The organism is Mycobacterium sp. ZZG (assembly GCF_054786995.1).
The window spans coordinates 1-18971 of the sequence record NZ_JBTBFV010000045.1; the positions used below are offsets into that span (position 1 = coordinate 1).

At 69.2% G+C, this 18971-nt stretch carries 16 protein-coding genes and 3 pseudogenes; 9 read left to right on the plus strand and 10 right to left on the minus strand.

Annotated elements, in window-relative coordinates; genetic code table 11:
• Window positions 1–248 (plus strand): annotated as a pseudogene (locus tag ACXMYJ_RS21230) (HNH endonuclease); the annotation flags it as partial.
• A gap of 18 nt (window positions 249–266) precedes the next feature.
• Here the strand turns inward: ACXMYJ_RS21230 and ACXMYJ_RS21235 are convergent.
• From ACXMYJ_RS21235 to ACXMYJ_RS21255, 5 genes and pseudogenes are all read right to left on the minus strand, one after another.
• Window positions 267–1006 (minus strand): annotated as a pseudogene (locus tag ACXMYJ_RS21235) (SDR family NAD(P)-dependent oxidoreductase).
• A 31-nt stretch (window positions 1007–1037) separates the two neighbouring features.
• The gene (locus ACXMYJ_RS21240; protein WP_460358764.1) at window positions 1038–2645 is read right to left on the minus strand and encodes an ABC transporter ATP-binding protein; all 1608 of its coding nucleotides are present in this window, start codon (window positions 2643–2645) and stop codon (window positions 1038–1040) included.
• Window positions 2642–3526: an ABC transporter permease gene (locus ACXMYJ_RS21245; protein ID WP_460358766.1), complete on the minus strand. Its 885-nt coding sequence runs from the start codon at window positions 3524–3526 to the stop codon at window positions 2642–2644. Before ACXMYJ_RS21245 ends, ACXMYJ_RS21240 begins: the two co-directional genes overlap by 4 nt.
• Window positions 3523–4470 carry an ABC transporter permease gene (locus ACXMYJ_RS21250; RefSeq protein WP_460358783.1) on the minus strand — a complete coding sequence of 316 codons (948 nt, stop codon included), beginning with the start codon at window positions 4468–4470 and terminating at the stop codon, window positions 3523–3525. The genes ACXMYJ_RS21245 and ACXMYJ_RS21250 overlap by 4 nt, the downstream gene beginning before the upstream one ends.
• 5 nt (window positions 4471–4475) lie before the next feature.
• The gene (locus ACXMYJ_RS21255; protein ID WP_460358768.1) at window positions 4476–6020 is read right to left on the minus strand and encodes an ABC transporter substrate-binding protein; all 1545 of its coding nucleotides are present in this window, start codon (window positions 6018–6020) and stop codon (window positions 4476–4478) included.
• A 121-nt stretch (window positions 6021–6141) separates the two neighbouring features.
• Here ACXMYJ_RS21255 and ACXMYJ_RS21260 point away from each other — a divergent pair, with 121 nt between their 5' ends.
• Together ACXMYJ_RS21260 and ACXMYJ_RS21265 are read left to right on the plus strand one after the other, a co-directional pair.
• A complete protein-coding gene (locus ACXMYJ_RS21260; RefSeq protein ID WP_260753994.1) occupies window positions 6142–6660 on the plus strand; it encodes a hypothetical protein in 519 nt (172 codons plus the stop codon).
• A 12-nt stretch (window positions 6661–6672) separates the two neighbouring features.
• A pseudogene (locus tag ACXMYJ_RS21265) lies at window positions 6673–7742 on the plus strand (NAD(P)H-dependent amine dehydrogenase family protein).
• Here ACXMYJ_RS21265 and ACXMYJ_RS21270 read toward each other — a convergent pair.
• Window positions 7739–8821: a class I SAM-dependent methyltransferase gene (locus ACXMYJ_RS21270; RefSeq protein ID WP_460358769.1), complete on the minus strand. Its 1083-nt coding sequence runs from the start codon at window positions 8819–8821 to the stop codon at window positions 7739–7741. The pseudogene ACXMYJ_RS21265 and the gene ACXMYJ_RS21270 overlap by 4 nt on opposite strands.
• A gap of 75 nt (window positions 8822–8896) precedes the next feature.
• Between ACXMYJ_RS21270 and ACXMYJ_RS21275 the strand changes: the two genes are divergently transcribed.
• Window positions 8897–9634: an SHOCT domain-containing protein gene (locus tag ACXMYJ_RS21275; RefSeq protein WP_460358770.1), complete on the plus strand. Its 738-nt coding sequence runs from the start codon at window positions 8897–8899 to the stop codon at window positions 9632–9634.
• Window positions 9635–9647: 13 nt separating this feature from the next.
• Here the strand turns inward: ACXMYJ_RS21275 and ACXMYJ_RS21280 are convergent, their stop codons facing one another.
• A complete protein-coding gene (locus ACXMYJ_RS21280; RefSeq protein ID WP_460358771.1) occupies window positions 9648–10277 on the minus strand; it encodes an MBL fold metallo-hydrolase in 630 nt (209 codons plus the stop codon).
• Window positions 10274–11368 (minus strand): S-(hydroxymethyl)mycothiol dehydrogenase, encoded by a 1095-nt coding sequence (locus ACXMYJ_RS21285; RefSeq protein WP_260753982.1) that lies wholly within the window; start codon window positions 11366–11368, stop codon window positions 10274–10276. Before ACXMYJ_RS21285 ends, ACXMYJ_RS21280 begins: the two co-directional genes overlap by 4 nt.
• A 35-nt stretch (window positions 11369–11403) precedes the next feature.
• On the opposite strand from ACXMYJ_RS21285, the gene ACXMYJ_RS21290 reads away from it, so the two are divergent.
• The 5 genes from ACXMYJ_RS21290 (at window position 11404) to ACXMYJ_RS21310 (ending at window position 16483) form a co-directional block, all read left to right on the plus strand.
• Entirely contained in the window at window positions 11404–12183 is a 780-nt protein-coding gene (locus tag ACXMYJ_RS21290; protein ID WP_460358772.1) for a dioxygenase family protein, read from the plus strand.
• Between the two features lie 23 nt (window positions 12184–12206).
• Entirely contained in the window at window positions 12207–13826 is a 1620-nt protein-coding gene (locus ACXMYJ_RS21295; protein ID WP_460358785.1) for a LuxR C-terminal-related transcriptional regulator, read from the plus strand.
• Window positions 13827–13914: 88 nt separating this feature from the next.
• Window positions 13915–14997, plus strand: coding sequence for a class I SAM-dependent methyltransferase (locus tag ACXMYJ_RS21300; protein WP_260753974.1), 1083 nt, complete (start codon window positions 13915–13917; stop codon window positions 14995–14997).
• A 21-nt stretch (window positions 14998–15018) separates the two neighbouring features.
• Complete coding sequence (locus ACXMYJ_RS21305; protein WP_443186957.1) at window positions 15019–15843, plus strand: serine hydrolase domain-containing protein; 825 nt, start codon at window positions 15019–15021, stop codon at window positions 15841–15843.
• A gap of 127 nt (window positions 15844–15970) precedes the next feature.
• Window positions 15971–16483 carry a DUF3145 domain-containing protein gene (locus tag ACXMYJ_RS21310; protein ID WP_260753972.1) on the plus strand — a complete coding sequence of 171 codons (513 nt, stop codon included), beginning with the start codon at window positions 15971–15973 and terminating at the stop codon, window positions 16481–16483.
• Here ACXMYJ_RS21310 and ACXMYJ_RS21315 read toward each other — a convergent pair.
• Together ACXMYJ_RS21315 and ACXMYJ_RS21320 are read right to left on the minus strand one after the other, a co-directional pair.
• On the minus strand, window positions 16480–17376 hold the full coding sequence (locus ACXMYJ_RS21315; protein ID WP_443186958.1) for a diacylglycerol kinase: 897 nt from the start codon (window positions 17374–17376) through the stop codon (window positions 16480–16482). The two genes, ACXMYJ_RS21310 and ACXMYJ_RS21315, sit on opposite strands and share 4 nt — an antisense overlap.
• A complete protein-coding gene (locus tag ACXMYJ_RS21320; RefSeq protein WP_460358787.1) occupies window positions 17373–18953 on the minus strand; it encodes an FAD-binding oxidoreductase in 1581 nt (526 codons plus the stop codon). Before ACXMYJ_RS21320 ends, ACXMYJ_RS21315 begins: the two co-directional genes overlap by 4 nt.
• Between the last annotated feature and the right edge of the window lie 18 nt (window positions 18954–18971).

Genomic DNA, 18971 nt, shown 5'->3' on the forward strand with positions numbered 1-18971 from the left:
TCACCGAACCGCTTGGCGGACTGTTGTTTCCGACCTTGGCGACACCGTCGGCGGCCCTGCCCGATGTTGACGTGCCCGCGGAGGCGCCGGACAAGGCGGCGATGATGCCGCGACGGACCAGAACCCGCGAGCAGGAACGGCAGGCCCGCATCGCCCGTGAACGCCGACAGCGTATCGAGATCAACGCCGAACGTGAACGCCAGCATCAGGCGTGGCTCGCCGCCACCTACGAACCGCCGCCGTTCTGAGTGGCACCGTTCACCGGGTCAGCCGGCGCCCTTGCCGTTGTCGACGCGGTACACCGCGCCGTGAATCGCCGCGGCGTCGTCACTGGCCAGGAACGCGATCGTCTTCGCCACGTCCTCGGTCGCCATGAAGCCGCGCGGGGACGCGATCCGCATGATCAGATCCCAGTCGGCGTTGTCGGCGCCTTGAATTCGGTGGTCTGGGCGGTCGGCATGCCACCCGGACAGATCGCGTTGACCCGCAGCCGCTCCTTGGTGAATTCGACGGCCAGCGCACGCGTCAACCCGATCAGCCCGTGTTTGGCCGCGCAGTAGCCGGCCGAGTACACCTCACCCTCCACACCCGCGATCGATGCGACGTTGACGATGTTGCCGCCCGACTCCAGCAGGTGCGGCAGCGCCGCGCGGCACAGGAAGAACGGGCCGTGGAGGTTCACCGACAAGTCGGTCGCCCAGTCGTCGTCGGTCATCGACACCGTGTGCCGCATCTTGTGGAAGCCGGCGATGTTGGCGAGCACGTCGAGCCGGCCGAATCGGTCGACACAGTCCTGCACCGCCTGCGCGCACGCGGCCGCCGAGGTGATGTCCACCGACGAGAAGGCGGCGCCGGGAATGTCGGCGAACACCTCGGCCATGCGCGACGCGTCGCGCGCGATGCCGAACACCGTCGCGCCGCGTTCGGCGAACAACGTCGCCGTCGCCGCCCCCAGACCCGCCGACGCCCCCGTGACCAATGCGACCTTGCCGCTCAGTTGACTCATGCCCCCGACTTTCTCACGGGCCCGCCGAACCTCACACGGCGGAGCGGGGTTTCACCGGTGGGACCGCGGCCAGCAGCGCCCTCGTGTACTCCTGCTCCGGTGAGGCGAACAGGTCGTCGGCGGGGCGGTTCTCGACCACCGCACCGTCGCGCATCACCAGCACTTCGTGGCTGACCTGCCGGATCACCGCGAGGTCATGCCCGATCAGCAGATACGTCAGCCCGAGTTCGCGTTGCAGCCGTGACAACAGGTCCAACACGCGTGCCTGCACCGACACGTCCAGCGACGCCGTTGCCTCATCGAGAATCAGCAGATCCGGTTCGGCGGCCAGCGCGCGGGCGATACTCACCCGCTGCCGTTGGCCACCGGAGAGCTCGTGCGGATACCGCTGCGCGAACTCGGTGGGCAGCCCGACCAGATCGAGCAGCTCCGCGACCCGTCGCCGTCTGGCCTGTCGTCCGTCGGCGAGCTTGTGCACCACGAGCGGCTCGGCGATCGAATCACCGATACGGCCACGAGGATTCAGCGACGAGAACGGATCCTGGAACACGATCCCGACCCGGCGCCTGATCTGTTTGGCCGCAGCACCTTTGACCGTCAGCACATCGTCGCCGGCCAACGTCGCGGTGCCCGCATCCGGTTTCACCAGGCCGGTCAGGCAGGCCGCGACCGTGGACTTGCCCGAACCGGATTCGCCCACCAGGCCCAACGTGGTGCCGCGCCGCACGCGGAACGACACGTCCTTGACCGCATGCACCGTTGACCGCCCGACCGGGGTGCTCACCGTGAACCGGACGTCGAGGCCGTCGACTGCGAGCAGAGGCTCCGCATCAGGGACCGCCGGCGGGCCTGCCCGGTCGAGTACGGGCCGCGCCGCGAGCAGATCGCGGGTGTACTCGTCGCGGGGCCGGTCGAACACGTCCAGGATCGGCGCCTGCTCGACGGTCACCCCGCCCCGCATCACCGTCACCTCGTCGGCGACCTGGCCGATCACCCCGAGATCGTGGCTGATCCACACCACCGCGGTGCCGAAGTCGCACTGCAGGGTGCGCACCAGCTCGATGATCTGCGCCTGGGTGGTGACGTCGAGCGCGGTGGTCGGCTCGTCGGCGATCAGGAGCTCGGGGTCACACGCCAGCGCGATCGCGATCATCACCCGCTGGCGCTGCCCGCCGGAGAGCTGGTGCGGGTAGGCGTGCAGACGCATCTGCGGGTCGGGCAGCCCAACGGCCTCCAGCAGTTCCAGCGCGCGGTCCTTGGCCGCCCGCCGGGTCAGATTGCGGTGTGTCTCCAGCGATTCGGTGATCTGACGTTCCAGCGTCAGCAGCGGGTTCAACGACGTCCCCGGATCCTGGAAGACGAACCCGATCCGCGCCCCGTGCACACCACGCAGCACCCGCGGCGCCGCGCCGACCAACTGCACGGGCTCGGCCCCGCCGGTCAAGGTGCTTGAGCCGGAGACGCGGGCGCCCGGCGCGTCCAGCAGGCCGGTGGCGGCGAGCACGGTCATCGTCTTGCCCGAGCCCGACTCGCCGACGATGCCGACGGTCTGCTCGCGGGCGACGTCGAAGGACACCCCGTCGACGATGGTGCGGGCGCCGATGCGCACCCGAAGGTCCTGCACGCTCAGCACCGTCATGGCTCCCTCCTGCGGGCCTCGACGGTGGTGCGCTGTCTGGGATCCAGCACATCGCGCAGCCCGTCGCCGAACAGGTTGAACGCCAACACGATCACGAAGATCGCCGCCCCGGGGAACACCGCCATCCACCACGCCATCGTCACGAACCCCTGCGAATCGAAGATCATCCTGCCCAGCGACGGCTGCGGAGGCTGAATCCCGAGGCCCAGGAACGACAACGCGGCCTCGGACAGAATCGCGAACGCCAGCGACAGCGACGTCTGCACGATCAGTGGGCCCGCGATGTTCGGCAGAATGTGCCGCCGCAGGATGTACACGTCGCCGGTGCCGAGGGCCTTCGACGCCGACACGTACGGTTCGGTACGCACCCCGAGCGTGCTGGCACGCGAAACCCGCGCGAAGATCGGCGTGTACACGATCGCGATCGCCAGGATCGTCGTCGTCACGCCCGGGCCGAGGGTCGCGACCACCGCGAGCGCGAGCAGAAGCACCGGGAACGCGAACATCACGTCCACCACCCGCATCAGCACTGTGTCCAGCCAGCCGCCCCGGTATCCGGCGATCAGCCCGACCGCGACACCGACGACCATGGCGAGCACCACGCTGATGACCGCGATCCGCATCGACGCCTGAATCGCCACCAGCACCCGCGACAACACGTCGCGACCCAACTCGTCAGTGCCGAACCAGTGCGAACCACTGGGCGGGGCAAGGGCATTCGGCACGTCGACGTCGTTGACGCCGTAAGGGGCGATCCAGTTCGCCGCCACCGCGACGATCGCCACGACGATCAGCACGAGCGCACTGATCAGCGTGACCGGGTTACGTGCGAGCAGCCGCCACGACGAGGTGCGGGTGCTGTCCGGTCCGGTGCTCGTCATCCCAATCGGATCCTCGGGTCCACAACGGCGTACAGCACGTCGACGAGCAGGTTGATCGCCAGGAACAGTGCCGCGATCAGCAGCACCGCGCCCTGGATCAGCGGGTAGTCGCGGGCCGCCACCGCGTTGAACACCAGCCGTCCCAGGCCGGGCCACGCGAACACCACCTCGACGACGATCACGCCGCCCAGCAGGGTGGCCAACTGGATACCGGTGATGGTCAGGATCGGCGCCAGCGCGTTGCGCACCGTGTGCCGGAAGGTCACGACCCGCGGGGAAAGTCCTTTGGAGCGGGCTGTACGGACGTAGCCCATTGCGGCGACCTCCAACACCGCCGAGCGCACATAGCGGGTCATGATCGCCGCCGCCACCACCCCCACCGTCAGGCCGGGCAGGATCACGTGACGCAGCCACCCCGCGGGGTCCTCGAACAGCGGCCGGTAGCCCGACGTCGGCAGCCACCCCAGCACCGTCGAGAACAACGCGATCAACAGGATGCCCATCCAGAAGTCCGGGATCGACACCCCGAACTGGCTGCCGATGCGAACCAGCGCATCGCTGAGCCTGCCTTCCCGCAGCGCGGCGTAGATGCCGGCGGGCAGCGCGATCGCCAGCGCGATGACGATGCCGACGAGTCCGAGCGACAGCGTGGCCGGCAGCCGCTCCACCAGCGTCGTGGTGACAGGGTCGCCGTTGCGGAAGCTGACCCCGAGGTCGCCGGTCAGCGCCGAGCCGAGGTAGCCGAAGAACTGCGACACCAACGGACGGTCGAGACCGCTTGCGGCGCGCAGTGCTTCGTAGGCCTCGGGGGTGTAGCGGGTGCCGAGCGCGATGCGCACCGGATCACCGGGCACCAGGTGTACGAGCGCGAAAACGACGATCAGCACGCCGAACAACACGATCGCCGAGTACAGCAGCCGGCGCGCGACGAACCTCACGATCATCACGGTCACGCACCCCCGCCGGTGTCGAATGTTGCCGTGCGGAACCGGACCGCACCGTCACGGCGCGCCTCGTATCCCGACAGTTGCGGGTTCCACGCCTGGATGACCGAGGGGTTGTAGAGGTAGATGTAGCTGACCTGGTCGGCGATCAGCGTCGCGGCCTTGGCGTACGCGTCTTTGCGCGCGGCTTCGTCGGTCTCGACGCGGCCGGCGTCGAGCAGCCGGTCGACCTCGGGGTCGGAGAATTTCTGCGCGTTGCTGGTGCCGTCGGTGTGGTGCTGGGCGTAGTAGAAGTCGTCCGGATCGATGTTGCCCAGCCATCCCATCATCAGCATGTCGAAGTTGCCCGAGTTCTGCTCGTCGAGCCAGGTGGCGAAGTCGACGGTGCGGATGTTCACCGTGATGCCAAGCGGCGCAAGGTTGTCGGCGATGATCTGCGCTGCCGTCACGGTCTCCGGGTATTCGGTGGTGACGAGCATGTCGAGGCTGGTGGGCCGCGCGCCCGCCGCGTCGAGCAGGCTGCGGGCGGTGTCAAGGCCCGCCTCGCCGTCCTCGCGATACCTGTCATACGCGGTGAACCACGGATTGCCCTCGGGGATCGCGAGCTGGTTCACCGCCGCGGTTCCGTAGCTGGTGGCCCGTACGATCGCGTCGCGGTCGACGGCGTAGGCGATCGCCTGCCGCACCCGCACGTCGTTCCACGGCTCGCGCGCCTCGTTGAGCGCCAGATACCAGTAGTCGTTGCTCGGGGTGACCGCTAGTTCGACGGAATCGTCGTCGCGCAGCTGGGCCACCCGCTGCGGCGGCACCGAGTCGGTCCAGTCCACCTCACCGGCCTGCAGCGCCGACAACGCCGTCGACGGTTCGGAGATGAACCGGAACGTGACGTCGGAGACGCCTGGCGGTCCATCCCAGTAGTCGGGGTTGGCGCCCAGCGAGATCGAGTCGCCGCTCTTCTGGCCGAGGAATCGGAACGGCCCGGTCCCGACCGGGTGGGTGGCGATCCGCCCGCTCTCGACGTTGGCGCGCGACACGATCGCCATGCCTTTGAAGCCACCGAGGTTGGTCAGCATGTTCGGCGTGGGGCGGTCCACGCGGATCACCACGGTGGCCGGGTCGGGGGCCTCGACGGCGCGCACCGAGTTGAACTTGTCCGAGTTGGCCAGCTGCTCGTCGATGATGCGCCGGTAGGAGAACACCACGTCGTCGGCGGTCAGCACAGTGCCGTCGTGGAACGTCACGCCGGGACGCATCCGGAACGTCCATGTCAGCTGGTCCGGACTGACCTCCCACGACTCGGCCAGCGCGGGCCGCATCCGGAGGTTCTCGTCAAGTTCGACGAGCGTGTCGAACACGTTCTCCAGCACCTCGAACGAGAAGTACGCCGTGGTCTTGTGGGGGTCGAGTTGATCGGGTTCGCCGGCGATCGCCGCCACCAGGGCGCCGGTGCCCTGGCCGAGGTCGACGCGCTGTCCGGTCGAGCAACCGGTGACGGCGACCAGCAGCGCACATATGGCGAGAACAGCGGTGCGCACCGCCGTCCTCGCCATATGCAACCACCCCGGAACTCGAGTCTGCAGTGCCGGTCTTCTACCCGGGCGCCCCGCGGGCAAAACCCGGCACCCGACAAATCCGTGACTTTGTCCACCGACGGCTGAAATACTGCGGGGCATGAAGCTGCTGCGCGGTGTGGCCGCGGTCGTCGTTCTCGCCGGTGCCGCCGTGGGATTCTCCGGCCCGGCCCAGGCGGCCAACGTGATGGAGGGTGTCTACAACTACACCTCCGAAGGGCAGTCCGGTACGTGGACCATCTTTCCGTCGTGTGTGCCGGTGGTCGGTGACCTGCGGGAACCGCTCTATCTGCCGGTCGGCTGCCGGCTGCACGTCACCCCGTCGTCGGGCCTGACCGGAGGTGACGCGGTGCTGGTCGGCGGTGTGTGGGGGTTCACCACCCCGAAGAAGGAGGGCATGCAGTGCCCGGACGGCAGCTGGGCGCCGACGGTGGAGGTCATCCGGTTCGACGATGTCACGATGTCGGGCACGCGCAAGATCACCCACACCGGCAACTGCGGGATGGCGCCGGGGATCATCGAGACCCCGTTCACGCTCTCCTACAAGGAACCGCTGCCGATCCCGGTCGACCGGTATCCGTTGATCTGTGAGCCCGGCGGCCTGCGGCGCTGCTTCTAGAGGAGCGGCGCGATGAAGCGAGTGGTGATCTGGGGGACCGGGTTCGTCGGCCGGATGGTGATCGCCGAGGTCGTCAAGCATCCGCAGTTCGAGCTTGTCGGCGTCGGTGTGAGCAATCCAGACAAGGTGGGCCGTGACGTCGGCGAGCTCTGCGGGCTGGGCCGCGACATCGGGGTGATCGCCACCGACGACGTCGACGCGCTGATCGACCTGTCACCCGACGCGCTGGTGCACTACGGTCCGACCGCCGCGCACGCCGAGGCCAACATCGAGCTGATCACCCGCTTCCTGCGGGCCGGCATCGATGTGTGCTCGACCGCGATGACGCCGTGGATCTGGCCGACCATGCACCTGAACCCGCCCAACTGGATCGAGCCGATCACCGTGGCGTGTGAGCTCGGAGAGTCGTCGTGCTTCACCACCGGCATCGACCCCGGATTCGCCAACGACCTGTTCCCGATGACGCTGATGGGCCTGTGCTCGGAGGTCCGTCGCGTGCGCGCCTCCGAACTGCTTGACTACACCAACTACGAAGGCGACTACGACCGCGAGATGGGCATCGGCAGACCGCCCGAGTACCGGGCGATGCTGGAGAATCCGGACATCTGGTATTCGCCTGGGGCGCCACGGTTCCGATGATCGCCCACGCTGCCGGGATCATGCTCGACGACATGACCACGACGTGGGAGAAGTGGGTGACGCCCGAGGAGCGCAAGACCGCCAAAGGGGTCATCGCGCCGGGCAACGTCGCCGCCGTCCGCTTCACCGTCAACGGGGTGTACCGGGGTGAGACCCGCATCCAGCTCGAGCACGTGAACCGGATCGGCAACGATGCCGCACCGGACTGGCCGGCGGGCAACGAGAACGACGTGTACCGCGTCGACATCGAGGGCACGCCCAGCATCTTCCAGGAGACCGCGTTCCGGTTCACCGACGGTTCGGGGCGAGACGCCGCAGCGGCCGGATGCCTGGCAACGGGCCTGCGCGCGCTGAACGCGGTGCCGGCGGTCAACGACCGCTCACCCGGCTGGGTCACCGCACTGGACCTGCCGCTGATCCCCGGAGTCGGAACGATCCGTTAGGCCTTGGGCCGCTTGAAAAGGACCACGTGGGCCAGCGGTATCCGGGTCTGCTCCGGCGCCGCCGCGATCCGCTCGGCGGCGCCCTTCTCCAGCCGGTCGAAGAATTCGCCGACGCGCTCGGCGGCCCGGTTCTCCAGTGCATGCGCGAGCGAGGCGAACAACGCCGCCCGCGCAAAGGCGGCCCAGCGTGCTCCGAAAGCTCTTGCATCGCCGTCGATCCGGTATTTCTCCCAGAACCGGTCGGTGGCGTCGAAGATCTCCAGGTGCTCGATCTCCAGCCGTTCGAAACGGCCCGACGGGGCGAACGGCGCCGCGAAGTCGGCCGCGCGGCGGACCACGGTCGGGATGCACATCCGCGCCACCTCGTCGGCGGTCAGCAGGCCGCTGCCGGCCAGCTCGTCGAGGGCGTCGAGCAGGGCCGACATCAGCAGCCGGAAACCGTGATCGCCGTCGTCGCCCATCGCCGTCGTCATCACCACGAGCCGGCCACCCGGGCTCAGCTCCCGGCCGCGGAACGCGACGAACTCGTGCCAGTCATGAGCACCCTGCCGTGCATACGCCGCGCGCACCAAGTCGTCAGAACAGAAATTCGCGTGGATGTGACCGTCGATGCCGCACGGGACGCGGGTCAACCAGTCGATCGCCCATGAACTCCAGCCCAGGTGCACGCTGTCCGACGGCAGAATCTGGGAGTAGAACGACCGGCCTATCGCCGAGACGAAGGTGGCCTTGTCCTTGTTCAGGTAGGTGTCCGGGTCGTTCTCCAGGGTGTGAAACAGCTCGGTGAAGTCGTTGTCCGGCCGGTCGGTGTGGGCCACCAGCACCGAATGCTCCGGACGGGTTCGCTTGCGCAACACCGCGATCGCCGCACCGATCGGCAGCAGCGAGTTCAGGCCGTCGGCCGCGCCGTAGTCGGCGATCACGATCGGCTGGCCTGGCCTCGGTAGCGGCACCGCGGCCGCCGCACGCTCGAAGACGGCGATGGCCGGCTTCAGTCCGGCGCCCTGCAGGCGCGACGAGGCACTGTAGGAGTCGCTGTCCTTCGGCTCAGGGCGCACCACGATGCTGGATTCCGCCATGACCGGAACGGTAGTCCTCGGCATGCCGTCGCGCCGCAGAAGGCGGGCCCCGCGTAGCTGTGCGAAACTCTGCGCATGACAGGTCGGGTCGGGCCGCGTGTCGCGCTCACCGTGACCATCCTCGCGACGGTTTGCGGGGCGGTCGGCTTCCTCGTGACCCTGATGCTCAACGCGTTCGTCTACGACGAGTTCGATGCCTATGGGCAGATCCCGATCCCGGGAACCGGACAGTTGACGCTGCCGGCGGGGGAGGTGACCGTCAGTTTCCACACCCGCGCGCCCGGCGGGACCGACGGCGGTTTCCCTGTGCCCCCGTTGCGGCTGGCCATCACGTCCGCCGACGGCGGCCCCGAACCCGTGGTGACCGAGACGATGAGCTCGACCACCTCGGTCAACAACGACGTCCGCGTCCGTATCTGGATCGCCCGGATTCCCGCCGACGGTGTCTACGAGATCCAGACCGACGGCGAGGTCAGAGGTTACATCGACCCGCGGATGGCCTTCGGTCGCGACACCTCGGCGGGCTGGTTGCCGGGGACGTTCGGCGCGGTGTTCGTCGCCGGCGTGGTCGGGCTCGCGCTCGCGGTGGTGTGGTCCTCACGGGCCGGGCGCACACCGCGACCGCTGCCGGGTCCGGTCAGCCTCGACGAGCCGAGCTGGCCCGGGCCGCTGCCGCCGCCGGTGTCCTCCTACCAGCCCAGCGATCAGCGGATCCGCCTCGAGCAGCTGAAAACACTGGCGGCGCTGCGGGACTCCGGTGCGCTCACCGAGCAGGAGTTCGAAGCCGAGAAGAGCCGCATCCTGGAGGGTTGACGGCTCCTGCGGCTCAGTGCCCCCTGGCCACCCATTCGTCGTAGTGCACGATCTCGTCGCCGACGGTCGTGGAGTCGCCGTGACCGGTGTAGACGACGGTGTCCCCGGGCAGCTTCCCGAGCCGGCCCGAGATCGATTCCAGGATGGTCGGGAAGTCGGAGAACGAGCGTCCCGTCGCGCCCGGCCCGCCTTGGAACAGCGTGTCACCGCTGAACACCGCGTTCAGTTCCGGGGCGTGCCAGCACACCGAACCGGGGGAGTGCCCGGGGGTGTGCAGAGCACGCAGTTCGGTGCCTGCGACCCGCAGCGTGTCTCCGTCGGAGACGGAGCGGAAATCGCTGTCCGGGTGGGTCATTCGCCACAGCACCTCGTCGGCGGGGTGCAGCAGCACGGGGGCGTGGAGCGCCTGCCCGAGCTGCGGGGCGACGGTCACGTGGTCGTTGTGGCCGTGCGTGCAGACCACCGCCACCACGTGCCGGCCGCCGACGGCCTCGATGATCGGTTCGGCGGTGTGGGCCGCGTCGAACACCACGACTTCCTTGTCGTCGCCGACGATCCAGATGTTGTTGTCGACGTCCCAGCTGCCGCCGTCGAGTTCGAATGTTCCGCTGGTGACCAGTCGCTGAATCGGTCCGCCGTTCACAGCACCACCACCGAGCGCAGCACTACATCGTCGCTGCCGGCGTGCATCTTGTGGAACGCGTCTTCGATCTGGTCGAGGCCGATGCGTTCGGTGACGAACTTGTCCAGCGGGAAACGGCCCTGCAGATACAACGAGATCAGGGTCGGGAAGTCACGCTCGGGCAGGCAGTCGCCGTACCAGGAGGACTTCAACGCCCCACCGCGGGAGAAGAAGTCGATCAGCGGCATCTCCAGTGTCATGTCCGGGGTCGGCACCCCGACCAGCACCACCGTGCCGGCCAGATCGCGGGCGTAGAACGCCTGCTTCCAGGTCTCGGGACGGCCCACCGCGTCGATCACCACATCGGCGCCGAAGCCGTCGGTCAGGTCCTGGATCGTCTCGACCACATCCAGCTCGCCGGCGTTGATCGTGTGCGTCGCACCGAACTCCCGGGCCCAGTCGAGCTTCCGGTTGTCCATGTCGACCGCGATGATCTTCTTCGCACCGACCAGCCTGGCGCCGGCGATCGCCGCGTCACCGACGCCGCCGCACCCGATCACCGCGACGGTGTCGTCGCGGGTGACCGCGCCGGTGTTGATCGCCGCGCCCACACCCGCCATCACCCCGCAGCCCAGCAGACCGGCCGCGGCCGGGTCGGCTGCCGGATCGACCTTGGTGCACTGGCCTTGGTGCACCAGCGTCTTGTCGGCGAACGCGCCGATGCCCAGCGCCGGGGTCAGCTCCGTGCCGTCGGTCAGGGTCATCTTCTGCGCCGCGTTGTGGGTGTCGAAGCACAGATGCGGGCGACCGCGCTTGCATGCCCGGCACTGTCCGCACACCGCGCGCCAGTTCAACACCACGAAGTCGCCGGGCTCCACGTGGGTGACGCCCTCGCCGACGGATTCCACCAGACCTGCCGCCTCGTGGCCGAGCAGGAACGGGAACTCGTCGTTGATCCCGCCCTCCCGGTAGTGCAGGTCGGTGTGGCAGACCCCGCACGCCTGGATGTCGACGACCACTTCACCCGGGCCGGGATCGGGAATGACGATGTCCACCACCTCGACCGGTTGAGCCTTGGCCCGAGCGATCACACCGCGCACAGTCTGAGTCATGGTCTCGACCCTAATGGGTCAGGCAGAGTGGGGACATGTCCGACCGCATGCCCGTCGCATTCCTCTCCCACGGCGCCCCGCCGCTGGTGGACGACGCGCTGTGGGTGTCACAACTGGCGGACTGGGCCGCCCGCCTGCCCGCCCCGTCGGCGATCCTCGTCGTCTCCGCGCACTGGGAGGCCGCGCCGCTGACCATCGGTTCGACCGATCCCCGCACGCCGCTGACCTACGACTTCTGGGGCTTCCCCGAGCGCTACTACAATGTCACCTACGACGCGCCCGGGGCGCAGGACGTCGCGGCCGCCGTCGCGAAGTTGATGCCTTCCACCGAGCCTGTGCACCATGACCCCGACCGCCGGCTTGATCACGGCGCGTACGTCCCGCTGACGGTCATGTACCCGGCGGCCGACGTGCCGGTGCTGCAGATCTCGCTGCCCACCCTGGATCCGGAGCGGCTGCTGCATCTCGGGAACCGGCTGCGACCGTTGCGCGACGACGGTGTGCTGATCCTCGGGTCCGGTTTCACCACCCACGGTCTGCCGTTCCTCGACGATCCGAGCCCGAACGCGGTGCCGCCGGGCTGGTCGGTCGAGTTCGACGCGTGGGCCCGTGAGCGGCTGGCGGCCGGCGATGTGGACGCGCTCGTCGACTTCCGCCACCAGGCGCCGGGCATGCCGTACGCGCATCCGACGATCGAACACTTCGCTCCGCTGTTCGTCGCGCTCGGTGCGTCCGACGATCCCGGCGCGGCGCCGAAACAGGTGATCGACGGCTACTGGATGGGTCTGGCGAAACGGTCGGTCGAACTGGGCTGATCAGGGCTACGGTGAATGCTGAGATGCTCACCGACAGCCGACTCGACCTGCTGTCTGCCGCCCGCGAAGCGCACCGGCGGCGGGACTGGGCCGCGAGCTACGAGGCGTTCGAACGGGCCGGGCGGCACGCGCCGCTGCCTACCGACGACCTCGACGCCTTCGCGTTCGCGGCCTGGCGGCTGGGGCACATCAAGGAGTCCAGCCGTGCCGCGGAGCGGGTGTTCACCGAGCTGACCCGCACCGACCCGAATGCCGCCGCGATGAAGGCCAACGACCTGGCACTGGCGTGGCTCGTGCGCGGCGACCTCAACATCGGGCAGGGCTGGATGAGCCGGGCGCGCAGGCTGCTGGCCGCCGCCGAGGAGAGTGTGGCCCACGGCTACCTGGCCTATCTGGACGCCGTCGTCGCGGCGATGACCTATGACCTGGACGCGCTGGCGGAGCACGTGCGGGCGCTGCGGGCGATGAGCGAGCGCCTCGACGCACCCGCGGTGACCGCGCTCGGGCTGATCGCCGCCGGTATCGAAGCGATTCTGCACGCGCGCACCACCGACGGATACGCGCTGATCGACGAGGCGATGCTGCCGCTGCTGGCCGACCAGGTGCCGATCGAGTGGGCCGGAGACATCTACTGCATTGTGCTCCACCACTGCCACAAACTCGCAGATCTGCCCAGGATGCGCTCGTGGACCCAGTCGATGGAGCGGTGGTGCGGGGTGTCGGGATCGGTGCCCTACGGCGGCGTGTGCGATGTGCACCGGCCCCAGGTGCAGGCGGCCGCGGGCGACTACCGAGAGCTCGAGGAGCGGCTGGGTACGGCGAGCCGTGCGCTTGCGGACGTCAACTCGTGGGCCGCCGCCGAGGGCTACTACCAGCTCGGCGAGGTGCGTCGCCTCAAAGGTGAGTTAGACGGTGCGGCAAGGGCTTTCGCGCAGGCGCGGGTGCTCGGCCTGGACCCGCAACCCGGCGAGGCGTTGCTGGCGTGCCGACGCGGTGACCACGCGGGGGCGTGGACCTCGATCCGGGTCGCGCTGGCGGGCAGTGACCGGTTGGCCCGGGTGCCGCTGTTGCGCGCCGCGGTCGAGATCGCGTTGGGCCGGGACGCGCTCGACGAGGCCGAAAGCTATTGCCGGGAACTGGAAACCGATGCGGTCGCATTCGGCACGCCGGGCTTCCTGGCCTGGTCCGCCCACGCCCGCGGTGCCGTGGCGGTGCGTCGCGGAGCGTTCGGCCAGGCGCTGGGACATCTGCAGATCGCGTTGCGCGAGTACCGCCTTGCGCAGTCCCGGTACGAGACGGCCGAAGTGTACGAGTGGATGGCGCTGGCGCGGCGGGGGCTCGGTGACCACGACGGGGCCGCGGCCGATGCGGCGACCGCTGACGCCATCTACGCCCAGCTCGGCGTCGAATCCGCCGGCATCTGCGGAGCGCCGGCCCCGGGTGGACTGACCCGCCGGGAACTCGACGTGCTGACCAGGATCGCCCATGGCGCCACCAACCGGCAGGTCGCCCAGCAGCTGCAGCTGTCCGACAAGACGGTGGGCCGACACCTGGCCAACATCTACGCCAAGCTCGGGGTGAACACCCGCACCGCGGCGGCCAGCTGGGCGTTCCAGCACGGCGTGGCGACCGATGACCGCTGATCTGCATCATCTGCACCATCGCCGGACCCCCGAAACGCATGGTTCGACCGATACCGGCCGCGCCGTTGGCGGCCTACCGTTTTCTCCCATGACCACACTGAATGAGAATCCGGCGATCGCCGCCGAGACCACTGAGGGATTCGCCGGACGCGTCGTCGGCTCCATCGACGCCGCCAGCATCGCGATCCTGCTGTCGATCGGCCACCAGACCCGGCTGTTCGACACGATGTCTGACCTGCCGCCGGCCACCAGCACCCAGATCGCCGACGCGGCCGGACTCGACGAACGCTATGTCCGGGAGTGGCTCGGCGGTGTGACGGCCGGCCGGATCGTCGACTATGACGCGGCCGCGCAGACCTATTCGCTGCCGCCGCACCGCGCGGCGGTGCTCACCCGCACCGCCGGCCCGGACAACCTCGCGCGCGTCGCACAGTTCATCCCGCTGCTCGGCGAGGTCGAGCAGAAGGTCATCGACTGCTTCCGTCACGGCGGCGGGCTGTCCTACGCCGAGTATCCGCGCTTCCACACCCTGATGGCCGAGGAGAGCGGAGAGGTTTTCGACGCCGCGCTGATCGACGTGATCCTGCCGATGGCCGAGGGAGTTCCGCAGCGCCTGCGCGACGGTGCCGACGTGGCCGACTTCGGTTGCGGCAGCGGCCATGCCGTCAACGTGATGGCGGCGGCGTTCCCGGCCAGCCGCTTCGTCGGTCTCGACTTCTCCGCCGAGGGACTGGCCGCCGGCGCCGCCGAGGCGCAGCGGCTGGGGCTCACGAACGCCACGTTCACGCCCACCGACGTCGCCGACTACGACGCGACCGAGGCGTTCGATGTCATCACCGCGTTCGACGCGATCCACGATCAGGCCCACCCGGGCCGGGTGCTGGCCAACATCCACCGCGCGCTGCGGCCGGGCGGGACGTTCCTGATGGTCGACATCAAGTCGTCGAGCCGGGTCGAGGACAACGTCGGGGTGCCGTTCGCGGCGTACCTGTACACCGTGTCGACCATGCACTGCATGAGCGTGTCGCTCGGGCTCGGCGGTGACGGGCTCGGCACCTGCTGGGGTCGGGAGCTGGCGACGTCGATGCTGACTGACGCCGGGTTCGGCGATGTGCAGGTCCGCGAGATCGAGTCGGATCCGATCAACTTCTACTACATCGCCACGAAATAGCCCTCGCTACGCTCGGGAGCGATGAGCGCACTCGAGGTCCTGAGCGACTGGCCGGTCCCCACTGCCGCTGCCGCGGTGGTGGGGCCGTCCGGTGTATTGGCCCGCCACGGCGACACCGGCCACCGGTTCGCGCTGGCCTCGGTGACCAAACTGCTGGTGGCCCGGGCCGCGCAGGTCGCCGTCGAGGAAGGGGCGATCGAACTCGACGGCGACGCCGGCCCGCCGGGCGCGACGGTGCGACACCTGCTGGCCCACACCGCCGGCTACGAGATGAACTCGTCGAAGGTGATCGCGCGGCCCGGCACGCGACGGGTCTACTCCAATCACGGTTTCACCGTGCTCGCGCAGACCCTCGCCGCGCAGTCGTCGATCCCATTCCCCGCCTACCTGGCCGAGTCCGTCTTCGCGCCGTTGCGAATGGGCGACACCACCCTCGACGGCGGGACCGAGGCCGCCGGTTACGGGGTCACCTCCACCGTCGACGATCTGGTGGCGTTCGCCGGCGAGCTGCTCACGCCCGCGCTCGTGTCCGGTCAGATGCACCGTGAGGCGACCAGCGTGCAGTTCCCGGGGCGCGACGGTGTGTTGCCGGGCTTCGGCGTGCAGCGTCCCAACGACTGGGGACTGGGTTTCGAGATCCGCGGCGGCAAATCGCCGCACTGGACCGGGGCCGGCAACTCGCCCCGTACCTACGGTCATTTCGGTCAGACCGGCACGTTCCTGTGGGTCGATCCGGACGCCGCATTGGCGCTGGTCGTGCTCACCGACCGCCGCTTCGGGGAGTGGGCGCACCCGGTGATGCCCGCACTGTCTGATGAAGTCCTAAGAGAGTACGGGCCGGACTAGCGCAACAGGCGTCTCACGAGGCACAATAGACTCGCAAGTCACAACTTCATCCGCACTCGCTCTGTGCCGTTCGGAAACCACCAGGTCGTTGGGGAAGACGTCCCTCGTGGAACCGAAGGAGCAACAGATGCGTGCAGCGAACCAATTCGCCGACGCGACGACGGGCGTGGTGTACATCCACGCGTCGCCCGCGGCGGTGTGCCCGCATGTCGAGTGGGCGTTGTCGTCGACCCTCAATGCGAGGGCGAATCTGAAGTGGACCCCGCAGCCGGCCATGCCCGGTCAACTGCGCGCGGTCACCAACTGGGTCGGTCCGGTCGGCACCGGCGCCGCGCTGGCGAACGCGCTGCGGTCGTGGTCGGTGCTGCGCTTCGAGGTGACCGAGGATCCCAGCCACGGTGTCGACGGGCACCGCTGGTGCCACACGCCGCAGCTCGGGCTGTGGAGCGGCGCGATGAGCGCCAACGGCGACGTGATGGTCGGCGAGATGAGATTGCGCGCGCTGATGGCGTCGGGCGCCGACGTGCTCGCCGCCGAGCTGGACTCGGTGCTGGGCACCGCGTGGGACGATGCGCTGGAGGCATACCGCGACGGCGGCGAGGGCGCCGAGGTCAGCTGGCTCAGCAGGGGCGTGGGTTAGCCGGGTCGCAGGATCTGCAGCGCGCCTGGCACCGCCGACACCTCCACGGGCAGCGGGCAGACGTACTCACCGTCGGCGTAGGCATTGATACCGGGACAGGCCACCGTGACGGTCCGGGCCCGGGCCGTGCTCACCTCGTCGAGGTGTACGTGGGTGCCTTTGAACACGGTGGGAAAAAGCCGGATCAGCCTGGTCCGCGACGCGGACGCCACCATGGTCACGTCCAGCAGGCCATCGCGCGGGTCGGCGTCCGGACAGATCTTCATCCCGCCGCCGTAACTTCGGGTGTTGCCGAACGCCGCCAGCGTCAGATCGGCGTCCACCTCTCGGCCGTCGAAGCTCAGCCGGAACGGGAGCAGTCGCAGCTTCGAGATCTCGGCGACCATCGCGAGGTTGTAGCGCATCCGGCCGTGCGGCCAGCGCATTCGGTTGGTGCGGTCGGTGACCAGCGAGTCGAAGCCGGCGGCCATCACGGTGCCGAACCAGCGGTCGGTGCCGTCGGCGCCGCGGATACGGCCGAGGTCCACGGTGTCGACGATGCCGTCGACGACGACGTCGGCCGCCGCCTCCGGGTCTCTGGTCGGAATGCCGAACTCGCGGGCATGGTCGTTGCCGGTGCCGGCGGGGACGATGCCGAGGGGGATGCCGGACTGCGCGAGCACCTGCAGTGCCAGTGAGATGATGCCGTCCCCGCCGACGACCACCAGCGCGTCCATGCCGCGCTCGAGCGCTCCTTCGACCAGCTGCCGGGCGTGGGCGGAGTCGCGGCCGGCGATCGCGACGACGTCGACACCGCGGTGGTGGAGTCTGGTGATCGCGCGTTCGGCGGCGTGCGGGGCGCTGCCGTGCCCCGAGGCCGGGTTGGTCAGCACCGTGACCCGGGAGCGGGTCACGGAATCAGCTTGCCCGGGTTGAGGATTCCAGCCGGGTCGAGGGCGGTCTTGACAGCCCGCAGCACCGTCACACCGAGATCGCCGACCTCGGCGCGCATCCACGGCCGGTGATCGGTGCCGACGGCGTGGTGATGGGTGATGGTGGCCCCGGCGCGCACCATCGCGTCGGACGCGGCGGCCTTGGCCGTGCGCCACTGCTCGATCGGATTTCCGCGCTGCGCGGCGACCACGGTGAAGTACAGCGACGCGCCCGTCGGATACACATGCGAAATGTGGCACATCACCAGCGCGGGCGTACCGGATTGGCCCAGCGAGCTCGTCAGCGCCTCGGTGACGGCCGCCTTGACCGCCGGCACGTTGGACCAGTTGGTCGCGGTCTCCAGCGTCTCGCACAGCGCCCCGGCCGACAGCAGCGCGTCGCGCAGGTACGGCGCGTTGAACCGGCCGTGTTCCCAGGCGCGTGCCGGGCCTTCGCCCAGCGACGTACCGCCCTTGGCGGCCAACAGGTCCCGGGTCTCGGCATGTCTGCTCGCGACGTGGGCCTCGGTGCCCTCGAACACCGTGATCGCCAGGCAGCCGCCGGTGCTTGTCTGCTCGCCGATGCTCTCGGTGGTGGCGAGGTTGACCCCCGTCTCGGCCTCGTCGGAGAGCCGGATCACGGTCGGTCCGGTACCGGTCTGGGCGACGGCGCGCAGCGCGTCGGCGCCGGTGGTGAAATCGGGGAACGACCACGCCTCGAACCGGGTGGCCTCCGGCACCGGATGCACCCGCACGCGGACGCGGGTGATGATCCCGAAGCTGCCCTCCGACCCGAGCAGCAGCTGACGCAGGTCCGGGCCTGCTGCCGACGCCGGCGCCCGCCCGAGGTCGAGGACGCCGGCCGGCGTGACGGCACGCAACCCGCGCACCATGTCGTCGAAACGTCCGTAGCCGGCGGAATCCTGCCCTGACGAGCGGGTCGCGGCGAATCCGCCGATGGTCGCGAAGCAGAAGCTCTGCGGGAAATGGCCCAGCGAGAAGCCGCGCTCGCCGAGCAACCGCTCGGCGTCGGGCCCGGTCAGGCCCGCCCCGAGTTCGGCTTCCCAGGAGACCTCGTCCAGGGAGTGCAGCTCGGCGAGTCGATGCAGATCCACCGACACCACGGCTTTGAAGTCGCCCCGGGCGGGGTCGAGGCCGCCGACGACGCTCGTGCCGCCGCCGAAGGGGACGACCGCGATACTGCGGTCCGAGCAGAACCGCAGGAGTTCGGCGATCTCGTCGTCGCCGCCGGGCGCCAGCACCGCGTCCGGGGCGTCCTGCACTCCGAAATCTCTGCGCCGCAACAGATCCAAGGTCGACTTGCCGCCGGCGCGCAGAAGGCGTTCGCGGTCGTCGAGAATCAGGTTTTCTTCGCCGACGATCGCGGCGAGACCGTCCCGGTCGGCCCGGGAGAGCGCCGACGGACGCAACCGAACCTGCTCGAGGGTGGGTTCGTCGACAGGATCGCCGTCGATGCCGAGCGCCTGGCTGAGCAGGGACCGGATACCGGGGGACAGGGACTTGGCCGCCGCGGGGTCGCCCCACGCATTCCACTGCATCATGAGTTACAGTATTAC